The following is a 15,857-nucleotide window of genomic DNA, read 5'->3' on the forward strand; positions in this document are numbered from 1 at the left end:
AGCAGTGCAACTAATATGTTGCGTGAATTTTTGCCACTGATTAAAGGATTAAAAAGATTAAAAAATCTTCTAGATCTGCTAAATCTGCGTGAAATTTTTACGATGGGATCTTTGTGCCTTTGCACCTTTGAGCCTTTGCACCTTAATTTAACGCATCATGAAAAATAATTCCCAACGTATGTCGTTCACCCGAATGAATTTCGCTTACACCGTGTTTCATGTTTACCCGATAATATCCTTTTGAACCTTTTACAGGTCTGAAATTGGTTGTAAAAACCAAAACGTCACCTTTTTTAGGTTTTAAAACAATAGCTTTAGATTGTGCTCTGGGCGTTTGCTGTGTCAAAACAAATTCACCGCCTGTAAAATCTTCATCAGGTTCGTTGAGAAAAAGCACAATTTGAATGGGAAAATAAACATCTCCGTACAAGTCCTGATGTAAAGTATTGAAGCCGCTTTTACCGTATTTTAAAATTAAAACAGTCGCTTTGAATTGATTATTATCGTGGCATTGTTGTAATAATTCTTTGTGCGTCTCTGGAAAAATGGTGTTGATATTCAGTGCTTTCATCCAGGTATTTGCGATCGGCGCCAATTTAGGATACATGTTAGTCCGGATTGTTTGAATCAAATCAGGCAACGGATAATTAAAATATTTGTATTCTCCCAAACCAAACCGATAACGTTCCATAACAACTGTCTTTCGATATAAATTAGGATTGTCATAATCGAATTTTAAATCCTCGCATTCTTCATTAGTGAGGATTTTTGGAATAATAGCAAAGCCATTTTGATGCATAGATTCGGTGATGCTTTCCCAGTCTTGAGAAGCAATTTTTGATTGTATATTTTGCATAATAATTTTTGGGTTGAATTTATAATGACAATCATTAAAATACACACAGCAGATCTGTAGAGGTGCACAGCAGTGCGTCTACGCAAAGATTGTCGACAAAGATTCTCCACGGAAATACGTGACGTTAGACGCAAAGCAGTGCATCTCTACAAATATGTTTGTGTTGATAATATGTATCAATCGAATAATTGATAATTTTATTACTATGGATTAACCTGTGCGCCCTCCCAGCCAATAATCGCCGTCTTTCTTGTATTTCCCCACATATAACCGCCAAATATTCCAGAAGATTGAATCACGCGATGGCACGGAATTAAAAAAGCAACAGGATTACTGCCAATTGCTGTTCCCACGGCTCGCGAAGCATTTGGTTTCTCAATTTGATGAGCAATAGAGCCGTAAGTAGAAAGTTGCCCCATTGGGATTTTAAGTAAGGCTTCCCAAACTTTCAATTGAAAATCGGTACCTTTTAAATGCAGTTTAATTTCGGATAATCTGCTCCAATCGTTTTGAAAAATAAACAAGGCATTTTGTTGTGCTAAATCCAGTTTTTTTGAAAAATGAGCATTTGGGAATTTATCTTTTAATGAAAGAAATCCATTTGCTTCATCTTCGGCGAAAGCCATAAAACAAACACCTTTGGGAGTAGAAGCCACAATAATATTCCCAAACGGACTTTCTGCAAAACTGTAATTTATTTCTAGGTTTTTGCCTCCGTTTTTATATTCCGCCGGAGTCATTCCTTCTATGTTTACAAATAAATCATGAAGTCGGCTTGTTCCTGAAAGTCCTGTTTCATAAGCCGTTTCAGAAATAGTTGCCTGATTTTCTTTTAGTAATTTTTTAGCATGTTCGATACTTGTATATTGCAAAAACTTCTTCGGACTCGTACCTGCCCATTCGCTGAAAAGTCTCTGAAAGTGAAACGGACTCAAATGTACTTTTTCAGCTACTTCATCAAGATTTGGCTGGTCTTTAAAATTAGCTTTGATATAATCTATAGCTTCGGCGATACGATTATAATTGATGTTTTCCTGTGTGTTCATCTTCATTCAATTTTATAATACAAATATCGATTGGTTTTGAGAGGTATAAAATCCGAAACTTGCGGAAATAGGTTTTTGTTTGTTTTGTTTCAAGTTTCAGGTTTCACGTTCTAACACAACCTGAAACTTGAAACCTGAAACTTGAAACCTGAAACTTAAAACTTGAAACCTGAAACCTGAAACCTGAAACCAACTTAATGCGCCGTAGTTTTAGAAAACACATTAATTACCACAACACCAATTACAATTAAACTCAACCCGATTATGGCTGGTAAATCAGGAATTTCTTTGAAGAATATGGCACCAATAATTGTAATTAAAACAATACCGACTCCAGACCAAATGGCATAAGCAAAACCAACAGGAATGGTTCTAATAGCAAAACTCAAAAAGTAAAATGCACCGCAATACCCAATAATTGTAATTATGCTGGGAATTAATTTTGTGAATTCTTCAGACTTTTTTAATGCCGAAGTGGCAATGATTTCGAAGATTATGGCAACAAATAGAAATAGAAAATTCTTCATGATGTAGTTTTTTACAAAGTTAATCTTTGTTTATTTCATTTAGATCTATTTTATGAAGAAGCTTTTCATTAACGGGATCAAAATAGCGGTATGGTATAGAAGGCCCTGAAGCTCTAAAAGGCCCATCTTTATGGTTTAAAAAAGCCGAATACCTGCCGCAGCATTCTAATGTTATGTAACTGAAATTATCATCACAACGGCTAACCTGAACATTAATCCATTGAGGCACTTTTCCATTTCGCCATAAATAATCAAGCACAGTTAACTCCGAGGCAGGATTTATGGAGCTCGCTGCATCAATTTTATCATGAGGGAAAATTTCTTCATCATTTTCTAATTCGTTTCCGTCATAAGAACAATTTATCTTAATTATAAACTTATATTGGTGAGGCAGTTTGTTAATCACCATTTCCTGCGTAAACTCAATAAGCCCATCGAGAGCTTTTTCTAAATTTTCTTTAAAATGTTCTTTTGTCATAATTATTTGGAAAAGCAGAATACATTTAATTATTTAATTAGATTATCCTTTGCAAAAGAAACACTTATCAATTTATAACCGTTTTCAGTCCTTAAAAACTCAAAGTGATCTTGTCCTAAATCGGTTTTGTTTTTTGGATTTATTACAACATCCATTGTAGGATACATCCAATCTTTAGATTCGTGGCAATTATTAAAATAAATATCATATTCTTCCGATTCATAAATAAACTGATTTAATCCATCAGAAGAAATAAAATAATCGGTTTTAGGTGAATTTAACTGCTGTAATTTTAATTTTAGGAGATTGTAATTCTGATGAATAAACTTCGTTTTAGATTCACTTATCCAGCCGTTTGGCTCTTTCCAATACGTTATTTTATCAAAAGAATTTTTCTCTAGACTAGTTTTAGTCAAATTGGGTAAAAAAGAATTTTTCAGCCAATATTTAAATTCTTTATCATAATTGATAAACGAATAATACATTCCGTCAACGCCAAGAAAACTTTCTCGTGTTTCGTCTTTACTAGATTCTTTCGTTTTTTTTAGTGAATAAAAATTTAAATCATCTGTATATGGAAAATTCTCAATCAAGATTTTATTATTGAGGTCAATAAGAAATTCTTTTCCGCCTTTCCAGAAAGAATGTTCTCCATGTGTTTCTTTTGTGGCATCTTTTAAAACAATTACTAATCCGTTACGGGATTTGGTAAGACTGCTGTAATGGGCTGGAATTACAATTTTTCCTTGGCTGTCAAACATTCCCGTTTTGTCTGTTTTACGATCTGTGAACCTTATGAAACCTTCGTTTTCGCAATCAGGACCATTATCATAACTGAATAAACTGTCGCGTCCGACTATTTTTGCTTGTTTAGTTAAATAGTAATTTTTCCATTTTCCATTTTCTTCTTCAGAAACTGCCATGATGTTTTCAAATTTACGAGCAATTGTAAAACCTGTAAACTTTGGCTCTATTTTAATGATGCCGCTTTTGTCCTTAAAACCTACAAGAGTTGTGTCTTTATTTGGGAACGATGTCCAAATGTCATTGCTTTGAGCAAAGACCGGAACATTTAAAAATGCAAGTGAAAAAAGGATAACAATCTTTTTCATTGAGAACGTATTTATCGGAGATGAATCTCTACTTCGTTATTTTTTGCTTCTTCAAAACAATCGGAGCATAACATTTTAAAATCTGCTAAAGCTTGAAATTGTTCCGTCCATTCTTCACCATTATCGAGAAGATATTGTTCGCACGAATTACACCAAGCAATCTGCGGCAGCTCTTCTTCGGCTTCTGAATAGTAAAAACCAACCTGCTCTTTGGAGTCTATTGCCAATGCAAGATGAATACAGGTAAAAGACATTTCTTTAGAGCCGTGTGTTTCACATAAAACTTGTTCGATCATATTTTTATTGTTCTGAATTAAAAATCAGGCTTTATTTTTCTTTTCCTGTTTTTCCTTCTCTTTTTGTGCTTTTTCCTCTTCCTTTATTCTTTTTTCTTCTTCGTGTTTTTTAGCAAGCTCTTCTTTTTTAATTTTATCAGCTTCTATTTTCTTTTGTAAATTCTGAATTTTAGCCGTGCTCGTTTCAATATCTTTTTTTGATTCGTTCACTTTTTCTTCCGATTTTGCAATTCTCTTTTTAGATTTTTCGATATTTTTTTGAACGTCTGATTTATTTTCTGAAGTATTTTCTAAAGAAGCTAATGCTGCTTTTTCAGTATTTAATTCGGTTTCTCTTTCGGCTGCTTTCTTTTCGAATTTTTTTAACCTTCTTTCTTCATTAGCTAGTTTATCTTCCGTTGTTTGAATGTTATTCATCATACGGCTCATATCGCGTTGCTGTTGCTGCTGCTGCAAGAACATTTGGTTTTGTTGTCTGACCATTGCATTAGAAGCTTGCATTTGCCTTTGAAAACTGGCTTGAGCTTTGCCAAGAATAGGTAAAAGTAACAGTATTAAAATTATAATTTTTTTCATGATTTGGGATAATAATGGAATTATGAGTGCAGGGAAAAAGCGTTTTTATTTTTTCTTTTCCTGCTTTTCTTTTTCTTTTTTTGCCTTTTCTTCCTCTTTTAATTTTTTCTCTTCTTCCTCCTTTTTTTCTAATTTTTCTTTTTCGGCTTTAGAGGTTTCTAATTCGTTTTTAAAGTCGGCAACTTTTTTAGAACTGTTTTCTAAATTCGTTTTGCTTTTGTTGAGTTTTTTTTCTGATTTCGCGGTTTTATTTTCGGCTTTTTCGATATTTTTTTGAAGATCCGGATTGTTTTCCTGTGATTGGTTTTTAAGAGCATTTAATTCCTCTTGATTCGTTTTTAAATCAGCTTCCAACTTGGCCGTTTTTTCTGCAAGTTTTTTATTGTTCTTTTCTTCTTTGGCTAATTTATGTTCTGCAGATTGAATTTTATTAGTTTGATTAGCCATCATGTGTTTCATTTGCCATTGCTGATTTGCCATCGAACGCTCACGAGACCATTTTTCGTTTTGGGCATTCATCTGCTGGTGCATCATTCTGGCTTGATTATTAAATTGTGCAGAGGCAAAAAAAGGAAGTATAATTAATACTAATAAAATAAGGCGTGTTCTCATGTTTTGTTTTTAAATCAGTTTTTTTGTTCTTCAAATATAGATTTATATTTTATAAAATTTACCAAAAAATATCTGATTAATTACTGATTTTAAAAGCAAAAACCCGACAGATTTTTAAAATCTGTCGGGTTTGATATGAAATTTGAAGAAATCTGAAATCTAAACTCAGAAATCTAAAATTATTAATATCTGTAGTATTCTGGTTTGAATGGACCTTGAACGTCAACACCAATGTAAGCAGCTTGATCTTCACGAAGAACTTCTAGTTCAACGCCTAATTTAGCTAAGTGAAGAGCAGCAACTTTTTCGTCTAAATGTTTTGGTAACATATAAACTTCATTTTTGTAAGCTGCAGCATTGTTCCATAATTCGATTTGAGCCAAAGTCTGGTTTGTAAATGAGTTACTCATTACAAAACTTGGGTGACCTGTAGCACAACCTAAGTTTACTAAACGACCTTCAGCCAAGATGATGATATCTTTACCAGCGATGTTGTATTTGTCAACTTGTGGTTTGATTTCGATTTTAGACGCACCGTGGTTTTTGTTTAACCAAGCCATGTCGATTTCGTTATCAAAGTGTCCGATGTTACAAACAACAGTTTTGTCTTTCATTTGCTCGAAATGACGTCCAAGAACGATATCTTTATTTCCTGTAGTGGTAATGATGATATCAGCATTAGCAATTACAGTATCTAATTTTTTAACTTCGTAACCGTCCATTGCAGCTTGTAAAGCACAAATTGGATCGATTTCAGTAACAGTTACAATAGAACCAGCACCTCTAAAAGAAGCAGCAGTTCCTTTTCCTACGTCACCGTATCCACAAACGATTACTCTTTTTCCAGCTAACATTAAGTCAGTTGCACGACGTACAGCATCTACAGCAGATTCTTTACATCCGTATTTGTTATCAAATTTAGATTTAGTAACAGAATCGTTAATGTTAATTGCAGGCATTGGAAGAGTTCCAGCTTTTACTCTTTCGTAAAGTCTGTGTACACCAGTTGTAGTTTCTTCAGAAAGACCTTTGATTCCAGGAACTAATTCTGGGTAACGATCGATAACCATGTTAGTTAAATCTCCACCGTCATCTAAGATCATGTTCAATGGTTTTCTGTCTTCACCAAAGAATAAAGTCTGCTCAATACACCAGTCAAATGAAGCTTCATCAAGACCTTTCCAAGCATAAACCGAGATTCCAGCAGCAGCAATTGCAGCAGCAGCCTGATCCTGAGTAGAGAAAATGTTACAAGAAGACCAAGTAACTTCTGCACCAAGAGCAATTAAAGTTTCGATCAAAACTGCCGTTTGGATAGTCATGTGAAGACATCCAGCGATACGAGCACCTTTAAGAGGCTGTTCGTCTTTATATTCAGCACGAAGTGCCATTAAACCTGGCATTTCAGCCTCAGCCAATTCAATTTCTTTTCTTCCCCAAGCTGCTAGAGAGATATCTTTTACTTTGAAAGCCACATATGGCGTAGTTGTAGTACTCATTTATAGTATATTTGTATAATTGTAAAATTTTTGCAAATTTACATAATAGCTTTTTATTTTTACTACTTTCTGTAAGATTTGTGAAATCTTTAATTTCTTAATCTCTAGAATGTTAGTTTAAGAATGTTTTTTAACTATATAAGTGATATAAGTTCATTTAAAAAAGATTCTTAAATGTATCTTTGCTTTTCTTAAAGTGCAGATTTAGTACAGATACTTAAATTTACTTGATAAATATTTTAGACCCAAAATTATATTCTCTTATATAACTTATATGGTTTAATAAAAAAACAACAAACAGTTCAAAATGCCTCTATTTCAAACGATACAATGCAACGAAAATACCAAAATTTTAATTTGGAAGATTACCGAATCTTTTGACGAATTGTACAGTCAGGTAACTTTAAAAGAAAAAACACAGCGCAGATTGGACGGAATGAAATCTGAAATGCACCAGCGTGCTTTTTTAAGTGTTCGGATGCTTATTCAGGAAATGGGCTTTACGGATAAAGATTTGCATTATGATGAGTTTGGGAAACCTTATTTTGATTGTCACAATTATATTTCGATAACACATTCTTATAATTATGCTGCGATAATTATTAGCGAAGAAGCGGTTGGAATTGACATGGAATTGCAGCGCGAAAAAATCATCAGAATTGCTGATAAGTTTACAGATTATGAATGTATTTACTTAGAGCCGGATTTTACAGAAGAATATATTAAAAAACTGACCGTAATCTGGGGCGCAAAAGAAGCTATTTTTAAAATCAGAAACGAAAAAGGAATAAGTTTTAAGGATCATATTCGCGTAGAAGATTTTTCGCTTTCTGAAACACAGACAGCAGCCAGTTTATATTTTGATGATCTAATAAAAGATTTTTATGTGCATTATCTCGAAATTGAGAATTTCACATTGGTTTATGCCTTTGAGAAGTAAAATTTAAGCAATAGTTTTCGTCACAGTTGTCATTTAAAGAAATGAGAAATCACACTAGAAATTCGATAACAGTGCGTAAATCCCGAGTGTGATTTCTCGTTTGTAGAAATTGAAACTAAACTTATTCAAACTTCGCTTTCTTTTTGGCGATGTTTAAACATGCTCATAAATAAGAAAGTGCTCATTTTTCTGGCACGTCTTTTTAAAGTATCAGCATTTTCGCCTTCAAAATACTCATCTATAGTTTGAAACCAATGATTTAACCAGATTCCGAACTCATTTGAAGTTATTTTTTCGTCAAAGTGTGCATCGACTTCATTATGAACAGCATGCGGATTTCCTTTGTATTTGCGAACACCAAAAAGATTGGTTTCCCAAAAATCAGTTAGTTTTTCGAGATGTGCCTCCCAATCAGAAATCATTTCATTAAAATAAAAGCCGATTTCTTCATCGGCTCTTATTTTATCGTAGAAATGATTTACTAAAAAAGCGACATCAGTTCTATTTTCTATTTGTTTTTTCACAGAAGTAATGTGTTTACTAAAATAAATGCTACACTTAAAATTGAGCTAAGAATTAAAAGATTAAAAACCACTTTGTGTTTCATTTGAGCCAAAATTGAAGTATTGACAAAGATACAAGCTAAAACAATAATTGCCAGCTGCACCATTTGAAGAAGAGAAGTTCCGTTTGCTAAAACATACATTGCAGCGGCGCCTCCTAAACAGCTTTGTCCAATTACAGCCATTGCTGCAGAACCCATATAATTTCTATTGAAAATGTCGAATGTTGTTTGGTATAGTGTCATGATATTCAGATTTTTATATGACAAAGATACGCCTGTAATACAGCTGCGTTTTATGATTAAAATCATAAAATGAGAATTTTTTTATCGGTATACTTTTCGGTTAATAATCTTCAATTCTCCTTTTTTTTCCAAAGCCTTAATTGCTCTAATAACCGTTTCTACACGCAGACCAGTTAAATCTCCAATCTGCTGTCTCGTAAAATTGATGAGGTATCCGTTTTGATCTTTTTGAAAATTGAAATAAGCAATTCCGTGATCGATTAATTTTAAAACCCGATGTTCTGGTTCGTGTGTCGAAATTTCGGCTGCCATAACCGACTTATAATACAATCGCTGCGCTAAATTTTCAATAATCTGAATGCTTATTTTGGGATTTTGTTCTAGAAGTTTCATGAAGTTATCTTTTGAAAGAATAAAAATCACGGTATTATCTACAGCAATAGCATTGGCAGGATATTTTTGATTTAGAAATAACGGCGGTTCTCCAAACGACTGTCCTCCATAAAATATACCTTGAATAAATTCTCTTCCATCATCATTGTAATTGCTCATTTTTACTTCACCAGAAATGATTTGGTAGTAGTTTAATGGTAGATTTCCTTCTTCAAAAATAATATCATTTTTATCGAACGATTTTTTTATGACGTCATATTTTTCTAATAATTCGACTGCAATCATAAGGTAGTATTTAAGTGGTCAAAGGCATTAGGCAAATATAATTTATTCGAAATAGTTCTTCTGCATAAAAAAACTTTTACTTTTACAGCCATTATGCAAGAACAAATACCTACGATTCTACAACAAATTTTAAAGGCTAAAAGTAACGGTCAAAAATTGCTGGCAGTCTTATTGGATCCGGATAAAATTATATTGGAAAATTTAGATCATTTAATTGATAAAATTAATAAGTCGCCCGCCACGCATATTTTTGTTGGAGGAAGTATTGTTCAAAATAATATTTTAGAAGAATTAATTGCTTCATTAAAGCAAAAAACAAATCTGCCGGTTATTTTATTCCCTGGAGATCCTTCGCAGATTTCTCCACATGCAGATGGTATTTTGTTTTTATCATTATTGTCTGGCCGCAATCCGGATTATCTAATAGAATATCAGGTTCAGGCAGCACCGATTTTAAAAAAGACAAACCTTGAAGTAATTTCTACAGGCTATATTTTGATAGAAAGCGGTAACGAAACTGCTGTTGCCCGTGTAAGTAAAACAAAACCTTTAAGCCGTGAAAATCTAAATTTGGTTTTGGCAACAGCTCTGGCAGGAGAAATGCTTGGCAATAGACTGATTTACTTGGAAGCAGGAAGCGGGGCTCAAAAACCAGTACCGCTAAAAATGATTGAAACGATTTCTCAAAATGTTGAAATTCCTGTAATTGTTGGTGGAGGAATTGTAGATTTGCACGGAATTCAGAATGCATACCAAGCTGGAGCGGATTTAGTTGTTATAGGAACAGCCTTTGAAAATAACAGCCGCTTTTTTGAGTTATAATTACAAACCAAAAACTTCCAAATGATAGATTTTTTTCTCAACAGTTATAAAAATGCTCCGTTATGGCATATTGCTTTAGAGTTTATAACTTTTGTCTGTGGCATTTTGAGTGTTTGGTTTGCAAAAAAAGAAAATATCTGGGCTTATCCAACAGGATTAATCGCTACCGCAATATCAGTTTATTTGCTTTATATAGCAGGTTACATGGGCGATATGATTATTAATTTCTATTTCTCAATAATGAGTATTTACGGCTGGTATGTGTGGGCAAAAGGAGGAACAGCGACAGAAAATTTGCCCATTACCCGTACAACTGATAATGAAAAAATAATCGGAATCTTACTATTTATTGTAACCGTTTTTGTAGTTTTCGGTATTTATAAATACTTTGGACGTAAAATAGAACTGGATAATTATGTTGATATGATTTCGTCTGGAATATTTTTTGCAGGAATGTGGTATATGGCCAGAAAAAAAATAGAAAACTGGACACTTTGGATTATGGGTGATATTATTGTTGTGCCTCTTTATGCTTATCGCGGTTTAGGGATGCTGTCACTTCAATATATAATTTTTACAATTTTGGCTATTACAGCTTATTTAGAATGGAGAAAAATCTTAGACAGCAAAAAACAACAATCATAAAAATTGCCTTGTTTGGTCCCGAAAGTACGGGAAAAACAACTTTAGCAAAACAGCTTGCCGCATATTATGAAACCGAATGGGTTCCAGAATTTGCGCGCAATTACCTGCAGGAGAAATGGGAAGAAAACCAGCATGTTTGTGCGGCAGAAGATATGATGCCGATTGCTTACGGACAGACTGCCCTTGAAAATGAAAAACTAGAAACAGCTGTAAAATATTTGTTTTGTGATACCAATTTGATGGTAACTAAAGTTTTCTCTGAGATGTATTACGGATTTTGTGATCCATTGCTGCATGAGGCTGCGCTGAAACATGAGTATGATTTATTCTTTTTGACAGATATTGATGTTCCTTGGGAAAAAGATGACATTAGAGATACCCCAAACGGACGAGAAACAGTGTTTTCTAAATTTAAACAAACGTTAATAGATACTAATAAGCCTTTTGTAACCTTATCTGGAGATAAAGAATGTCGATTAGCAAAGGCTGTCAGCATTATCAAAAATTTGACTTTAGCAAAAGAGAAAGGTTTCTCATCAAATGATTTTGTAGAAATTTATAATCACGGAACTGATTTTGACAATGTTTTTAAACAACTAGAAATTTTTGAAAACGGAATTCCAAAAAGTTATCTGCTAAGTCCAGCAACAGTTAATGATGGAATTTTAAGTCTTTCTGAAGCTCAGTTTCAAGAAAAAGCCGCTTTTTACGATAGTCAAAAATCAAAAATTAAACTTAAAAAATTCGTTCCAGCCTCTGGTGCTGCGAGCAGAATGTTCAAATTTTTAATAGCATTTTTAAACGATTTTGATCTCAATAAAGAAACTATAAATGCTTATATAAATAGAAAAAAAGACAGTGAACTCCCGATTTTTATAGTCGCAATGGAGAAGTTTCCTTTCTTTAAAGCTGTAGATAAAAAGCTCAGAGAAATATACCTAGATTTTGATTCTTTGGACAGAGATCAGAAGAATTATTATTTTATAAAATTACTGCTTTCTTCAGATTATTTCGATTTTGCAAATAAACCAAAGGCAGTTCTGCCATTTCACGAATATAAATCACATATTGCGATTCCGATAGAGGAGCACTTGAACGAATGTGTTCATTATGCCGCTTCTGGAGAGATTTCTAATCTTCATTTTACGATTTCTGAGGCACATCAGGATTTGTTCGAAAATGCGATTTCGCAGCTTAAACAAAAAATTGAAAATGAGTCCCAAATAGAAATAAATGTTTCTTACTCTTATCAAAGTAAAAGAACAGATTCGGTTACGGTAGATTTAAAAAACAAATTAGTCAGAGATAAAAACGACAAAATAGTTTTTAGACCGGGAGGACATGGAGCATTAATTGAGAACTTGAATAGGTTAGATGCCGATGTTATTTTTATAAAAAATATAGACAATGTAATCCAAAATCATATTGATAAAACTACATTGTATAAAAAGGGATTAGCAGGAATTTTGATTACTGTTCAGCAGCGCATTTTTGAATATCTAAAGGCTATCGAAAAGAATGAATTTAGAAAAGAGGATATTGCTGTTATTTCTTTATTTCTAAAAGAAAAGCTGAATACAGAGGTGCCAAGAGATTTTAATAAATTTACGTTAGAGAATCAAATTGAGAAAATCAAAGAACTTCTAAATAGACCAATTCGTGTTTGCGGTATGGTGAAAAATGAAGGAGAACCTGGCGGAGGTCCGTTTTGGGTGATGAATGATAAAGGAGTTACTTCGCTTCAGATTGTAGAAAGTTCTCAGGTTGATTTGACCAATAAAAAGCAACAGGAAATTTTAGCCGAAGCAACCCATTTTAACCCTGTGGATTTGGTCTGCGGGATTAAAAATTATAAAGGAGAACGATTTAACCTGCAGGAATTCGTAGACGAAAAAGCAGGTTTTATTGTAGAAAAAAGTGTAGACGGAAAGATCGTGAAAAGTTACGAATTACCAGGTTTATGGAATGGATCTATGGCAAACTGGCTGACAGTTTTTGTGGCTGTGCCTTTGATTACTTTTAACCCTGTAAAAACTGTAAATGATTTATTAAAACCGGCACATCAGCCGCAATAAATATGGATGCAGAAAAAATCATATCAGAGCTAAGTTTTAAAGCCGTGCGAAGCAGTGGCGCGGGCGGACAAAACGTGAACAAAGTTTCATCAAAAGTTGTTTTGTCTTTTGATTTGAATGCTTCTCAATCTTTATCTGATGAAGAGAAACAGCTTTTACAGCATAACATTGCCGCAAGATTAACAACCGAAAACATTCTGATTTTAAACTGCGACGAAGATCGAAGTCAGCTTAAAAACAAAGATATCGTTATAAAGCGATTTTTAGAAATTATAAAAAAAGGATTGTTTGTTCCTAAAGTTCGTAAGGCAACCAAAATTCCAAAATCAGTAATCAAAAAAAGAATTAAAGAGAAAAAGAATCTTTCTGAGATTAAACAATCTCGTAGAAAACCAGATTTAGAGTAAATCTTAATTTTTAAATTCCATAAGCAATTAAAGAAATGCTGTTATGGAATTTGGAATATCTGTTTTGGATCTTAGATATAAATGTTTTGGAATTTGGAGTTTGATTTTTGAAATTTTTAACATTACCTTTGCACTGTCTCAAAGGGGTGCTCTAAATAACGAGCTGAGATCATACCCAAAGAACCTGAGCGAGTAATGTTGCTAAGGGAAAAAACGACAATTGTTAGCGTGCACACTATATCTTGTCTTAAGAAACACATTTATTAATTTAACAAAAGAATAATTCCCCCTTTTATTCGTATTTATTTACGAATGAAAAATTTATTTAAAGGTACTTTCAAAGGTACAAAGGCACAGAGCTGCGAAGGTTCTAAGTTGAACCAATCTGTTTTCTTTCTTCTATTTTCTATTTTCTTTACCGTATTCTCTTTTGGACAAGTACAAGATTCTACAAAAGTCAATCAGCTGGATGATGTTTTAGTTTCTGCTGTTCGTGTTACTTCCAAAACGCCGGTTAGTTTTAGTAATATGGACAAAAAGGAAATTAAATACCGAAACCTGGGTCAGGATATTCCTGTTCTGATGAATTATCTTCCGTCTGTTGTAACTACTTCTGATGCAGGGAACGGAATGGGTTACACGGGAATTCGCGTTCGCGGAATCGATGCAACACGTGTAAACGTAACCATAAACGGAATTCCGTATAACGATGCCGAAAGTCAAGGAACATTTTGGGTAAACATGCCGGATTTTGCCTCTTCTGTAGAAAGCCTGCAATTGCAGCGCGGTGTTGGAACTTCAACAAATGGAGCAGGGGCTTTTGGAGCGAGTTTAAACATGCTTACAGACAGTTACGCTAATAAAGCAACGGGAGAAATCTCTAGTTCTGCAGGATCATTCAATAGTTTAAAAAACACAGTAAAATTCAGTACGGGTTTATTAAACGATCATTTTGAAATCGCTGGACGTTTGTCTGCTATGAAATCGGATGGTTATGTAGACCGCGCAAGTTCTGATTTAAAATCCTATTTTCTGCAGGGAACTTATGTTGGTAAAACAACTTTGATTAAAGCTTTGGTTTTTGGAGGAACTCAGAAAACCTATCAATCTTGGAACGGAATTGATGGCGAGACCTTAAATTCAGATCGTACCTATAACTCTGCTGGTAAGTTTACCGATGAATTTGGTAATACCCGATTTTATGATAATGAAACCGACAACTACGATCAGGATCATTATCAACTGCATTGGAGTGAATCTATTTCTGATAAATGGAGTACAAACGTCGCACTTCATTACACAAAAGGAAAAGGATATTATGAGAATTATAAAGAAGATGCTGCTATGGCAGAGTACAATTTAATTCCGGTTGGAGCAGTTACGACGACAGATTTAGTACGCCAGAAATGGTTAGATAATGATTTCTACGGAACTACATTTTCGGCCAAATACAAAACAGAAAAGCTTGATGTTATTCTAGGCGGCGGATGGAATAAGTACGAAGGAGACCATTACGGAAAAGTTATTTGGGCTAGATATGCTTCGCAGTCAGAATTAGGGGATCATTACTACGATGATTTTTCGACCAAAACAGATGGAAATATTTTCGCAAAAGCCAATTATCAATTCACAGAAAAAATAAGTTTTTACGGCGATTTGCAATACAGAAGAGTTACTTACAAAGCGAACAGTGCAGAGACTGGTTTGGTAGACGACGATTTTAATTTCTTTAATCCAAAAGCAGGTTTGAATTTCGAAATCAATCAAAAAAATACGATATACTTTTCGTATGCACGCGCCAATCGTGAGCCGAACAGAACCGACTATGAAGGCGGTAATGTAAAACCAGAAAAACTAAATGACTTTGAATTAGGATGGAGATTTAATTCGGAAAAATTCCAATTGAATTCTAACTTTTACTATATGGGATATAAAGACCAATTGATTTTAACGGGAAGGTTGGATGATGTAGGTTCTCCAATTCGCGCCAATACCGAAAAAAGTTACCGTTTAGGTTTCGAGCTTGATGCGACAATTGCGCTCTCGGACAAATTTATTATCAGACCAAATTTTACTTTGAGCAGCAATAAAAATGTTGATTTAGCGGTTGCAGGGCAATATTACGGGACAACCGACATTGCTTATTCTCCAGAGGTTATAGCAGGAAATATTTTTGTTTACAAACCCGTTCAAGGACTGTATCTTTCGCTGTTGCAAAAATATGTGGGCGAGCAGTACATGAATAATATCGAACTTCCAGAGGCAAAACTGGCAGATTATTTTGTAAACGATTTCAATGCTTCTTACGAAATCAAACCAAACACGATTTTTAAATCGATTACGATTACGGCATTGGTAAATAATATTTTTGATAAAAAATATGTTTCAAACGGAGCGATGTGGGACATTTACCCGTATTATTATCCGCAGGCTGGAATCAATTTCTTGATTGGTCTTAGTTTGAAATTCTAAAAAATTAA

18 protein-coding genes are annotated in these 15,857 nt (G+C 33.8%); 6 read left to right on the top strand and 12 right to left on the bottom strand.

Features of this window, described 5'->3' with window-relative positions; genetic code table 11:
- Window positions 1-142 precede the first annotated feature (142 nt).
- The 9 genes from C4F50_RS10715 to ahcY all read right to left on the bottom strand — a co-directional run bounded on the left by C4F50_RS10715 (window position 143) and on the right by ahcY (window position 7,002).
- Complete coding sequence (locus C4F50_RS10715) at window positions 143-856, bottom strand: 2OG-Fe(II) oxygenase (protein ID WP_194138656.1); 714 nt, start codon at window positions 854-856, stop codon at window positions 143-145.
- A gap of 203 nt (window positions 857-1,059) precedes the next feature.
- Window positions 1,060-1,902 carry a bifunctional helix-turn-helix domain-containing protein/methylated-DNA--[protein]-cysteine S-methyltransferase gene (locus C4F50_RS10720; RefSeq protein ID WP_194138657.1) on the bottom strand — a complete coding sequence of 281 codons (843 nt, stop codon included), beginning with the start codon at window positions 1,900-1,902 and terminating at the stop codon, window positions 1,060-1,062.
- Window positions 1,903-2,096: 194 nt separating this feature from the next.
- A complete protein-coding gene (locus C4F50_RS10725) occupies window positions 2,097-2,429 on the bottom strand; it encodes a DMT family transporter (RefSeq protein WP_194138658.1) in 333 nt (110 codons plus the stop codon).
- A 19-nt stretch (window positions 2,430-2,448) separates the two neighbouring features.
- Window positions 2,449-2,907 carry a hypothetical protein gene (locus C4F50_RS10730; protein WP_194138659.1) on the bottom strand — a complete coding sequence of 153 codons (459 nt, stop codon included), beginning with the start codon at window positions 2,905-2,907 and terminating at the stop codon, window positions 2,449-2,451.
- Between the two features lie 29 nt (window positions 2,908-2,936).
- Window positions 2,937-4,019 (bottom strand): WG repeat-containing protein, encoded by a 1,083-nt coding sequence (locus C4F50_RS10735; protein ID WP_194138660.1) that lies wholly within the window; start codon window positions 4,017-4,019, stop codon window positions 2,937-2,939.
- An 11-nt stretch (window positions 4,020-4,030) separates the two neighbouring features.
- Window positions 4,031-4,315 (bottom strand): hypothetical protein, encoded by a 285-nt coding sequence (locus C4F50_RS10740; protein ID WP_194138661.1) that lies wholly within the window; start codon window positions 4,313-4,315, stop codon window positions 4,031-4,033.
- Between the two features lie 24 nt (window positions 4,316-4,339).
- Window positions 4,340-4,891 carry a hypothetical protein gene (locus C4F50_RS10745; protein WP_194138662.1) on the bottom strand — a complete coding sequence of 184 codons (552 nt, stop codon included), beginning with the start codon at window positions 4,889-4,891 and terminating at the stop codon, window positions 4,340-4,342.
- Between the two features lie 45 nt (window positions 4,892-4,936).
- Entirely contained in the window at window positions 4,937-5,503 is a 567-nt protein-coding gene (locus C4F50_RS10750) for a hypothetical protein (protein ID WP_194138663.1), read from the bottom strand.
- Window positions 5,504-5,685: 182 nt separating this feature from the next.
- On the bottom strand, window positions 5,686-7,002 hold the full coding sequence (gene ahcY / locus C4F50_RS10755) for an adenosylhomocysteinase (RefSeq protein ID WP_194138664.1): 1,317 nt from the start codon (window positions 7,000-7,002) through the stop codon (window positions 5,686-5,688).
- Window positions 7,003-7,309: 307 nt separating this feature from the next.
- Between ahcY and C4F50_RS10760 the strand changes: the two genes are divergently transcribed.
- On the top strand, window positions 7,310-7,942 hold the full coding sequence (locus C4F50_RS10760) for a 4'-phosphopantetheinyl transferase family protein (protein WP_194138665.1): 633 nt from the start codon (window positions 7,310-7,312) through the stop codon (window positions 7,940-7,942).
- 125 nt (window positions 7,943-8,067) lie between these two features.
- Here the strand turns inward: C4F50_RS10760 and C4F50_RS10765 are convergent, their stop codons facing one another.
- The 3 genes from C4F50_RS10765 to C4F50_RS10775 form a co-directional block, all read right to left on the bottom strand.
- Window positions 8,068-8,466 (bottom strand): globin domain-containing protein, encoded by a 399-nt coding sequence (locus tag C4F50_RS10765; protein WP_194138666.1) that lies wholly within the window; start codon window positions 8,464-8,466, stop codon window positions 8,068-8,070.
- Window positions 8,463-8,750 (bottom strand): hypothetical protein, encoded by a 288-nt coding sequence (locus tag C4F50_RS10770; RefSeq protein ID WP_194138667.1) that lies wholly within the window; start codon window positions 8,748-8,750, stop codon window positions 8,463-8,465. The genes C4F50_RS10765 and C4F50_RS10770 overlap by 4 nt, the downstream gene beginning before the upstream one ends.
- 81 nt (window positions 8,751-8,831) lie before the next feature.
- Window positions 8,832-9,428, bottom strand: coding sequence for a Crp/Fnr family transcriptional regulator (locus C4F50_RS10775; protein WP_194138668.1), 597 nt, complete (start codon window positions 9,426-9,428; stop codon window positions 8,832-8,834).
- Between the two features lie 93 nt (window positions 9,429-9,521).
- Between C4F50_RS10775 and C4F50_RS10780 the strand changes: the two genes are divergently transcribed.
- From C4F50_RS10780 to C4F50_RS10800, 5 genes are all read left to right on the top strand, one after another.
- Window positions 9,522-10,250 (top strand): phosphoglycerol geranylgeranyltransferase, encoded by a 729-nt coding sequence (locus C4F50_RS10780; protein ID WP_194138669.1) that lies wholly within the window; start codon window positions 9,522-9,524, stop codon window positions 10,248-10,250.
- 21 nt (window positions 10,251-10,271) lie between these two features.
- Window positions 10,272-10,895, top strand: coding sequence for a nicotinamide riboside transporter PnuC (gene pnuC, locus C4F50_RS10785; protein ID WP_194138670.1), 624 nt, complete (start codon window positions 10,272-10,274; stop codon window positions 10,893-10,895).
- The gene (locus tag C4F50_RS10790) at window positions 10,856-12,970 is read left to right on the top strand and encodes a DUF4301 family protein (RefSeq protein WP_194138671.1); all 2,115 of its coding nucleotides are present in this window, start codon (window positions 10,856-10,858) and stop codon (window positions 12,968-12,970) included. The genes pnuC and C4F50_RS10790 overlap by 40 nt, the downstream gene beginning before the upstream one ends.
- A 2-nt stretch (window positions 12,971-12,972) precedes the next feature.
- The gene (arfB, locus tag C4F50_RS10795) at window positions 12,973-13,377 is read left to right on the top strand and encodes an alternative ribosome rescue aminoacyl-tRNA hydrolase ArfB (protein ID WP_194138672.1); all 405 of its coding nucleotides are present in this window, start codon (window positions 12,973-12,975) and stop codon (window positions 13,375-13,377) included.
- A gap of 312 nt (window positions 13,378-13,689) precedes the next feature.
- A complete protein-coding gene (locus tag C4F50_RS10800) occupies window positions 13,690-15,849 on the top strand; it encodes a TonB-dependent receptor (RefSeq protein ID WP_194138673.1) in 2,160 nt (719 codons plus the stop codon).
- Window positions 15,850-15,857: the final 8 nt, after the last annotated feature.

Origin of the sequence: Flavobacterium hungaricum, from assembly GCF_015182285.1 — a bacterium.
GTDB classification, from domain to species: domain Bacteria; phylum Bacteroidota; class Bacteroidia; order Flavobacteriales; family Flavobacteriaceae; genus Flavobacterium; species Flavobacterium hungaricum.

Excerpts from the sequence above, each read along its gene's own strand:
- C4F50_RS10800 (WP_194138673.1), top strand. The coding sequence starts at position 13,690 with ATGAAAAATTTATTTAAAGGTACTTTCAAAGGTACAAAGGCACAGAGC.
- C4F50_RS10730 (WP_194138659.1), bottom strand. The coding sequence starts at position 2,907 with ATGACAAAAGAACATTTTAAAGAAAATTTAGAAAAAGCTCTCGATGGG.
- C4F50_RS10775 (WP_194138668.1), bottom strand. The coding sequence starts at position 9,428 with ATGATTGCAGTCGAATTATTAGAAAAATATGACGTCATAAAAAAATCG.
- C4F50_RS10790 (WP_194138671.1), top strand. The coding sequence starts at position 10,856 with ATGGAGAAAAATCTTAGACAGCAAAAAACAACAATCATAAAAATTGCC.
- C4F50_RS10780 (WP_194138669.1), top strand. The coding sequence starts at position 9,522 with ATGCAAGAACAAATACCTACGATTCTACAACAAATTTTAAAGGCTAAA.
- arfB (WP_194138672.1), top strand. The coding sequence starts at position 12,973 with ATGGATGCAGAAAAAATCATATCAGAGCTAAGTTTTAAAGCCGTGCGA.
- C4F50_RS10750 (WP_194138663.1), bottom strand. The coding sequence starts at position 5,503 with ATGAGAACACGCCTTATTTTATTAGTATTAATTATACTTCCTTTTTTT.
- pnuC (WP_194138670.1), top strand. The coding sequence starts at position 10,272 with ATGATAGATTTTTTTCTCAACAGTTATAAAAATGCTCCGTTATGGCAT.
- C4F50_RS10760 (WP_194138665.1), top strand. The coding sequence starts at position 7,310 with ATGCCTCTATTTCAAACGATACAATGCAACGAAAATACCAAAATTTTA.
- C4F50_RS10770 (WP_194138667.1), bottom strand. The coding sequence starts at position 8,750 with ATGACACTATACCAAACAACATTCGACATTTTCAATAGAAATTATATG.
- ahcY (WP_194138664.1), bottom strand. The coding sequence starts at position 7,002 with ATGAGTACTACAACTACGCCATATGTGGCTTTCAAAGTAAAAGATATC.
- C4F50_RS10735 (WP_194138660.1), bottom strand. The coding sequence starts at position 4,019 with ATGAAAAAGATTGTTATCCTTTTTTCACTTGCATTTTTAAATGTTCCG.
- C4F50_RS10715 (WP_194138656.1), bottom strand. The coding sequence starts at position 856 with ATGCAAAATATACAATCAAAAATTGCTTCTCAAGACTGGGAAAGCATC.
- C4F50_RS10720 (WP_194138657.1), bottom strand. The coding sequence starts at position 1,902 with ATGAACACACAGGAAAACATCAATTATAATCGTATCGCCGAAGCTATA.
- C4F50_RS10725 (WP_194138658.1), bottom strand. The coding sequence starts at position 2,429 with ATGAAGAATTTTCTATTTCTATTTGTTGCCATAATCTTCGAAATCATT.
- C4F50_RS10740 (WP_194138661.1), bottom strand. The coding sequence starts at position 4,315 with ATGATCGAACAAGTTTTATGTGAAACACACGGCTCTAAAGAAATGTCT.
- C4F50_RS10745 (WP_194138662.1), bottom strand. The coding sequence starts at position 4,891 with ATGAAAAAAATTATAATTTTAATACTGTTACTTTTACCTATTCTTGGC.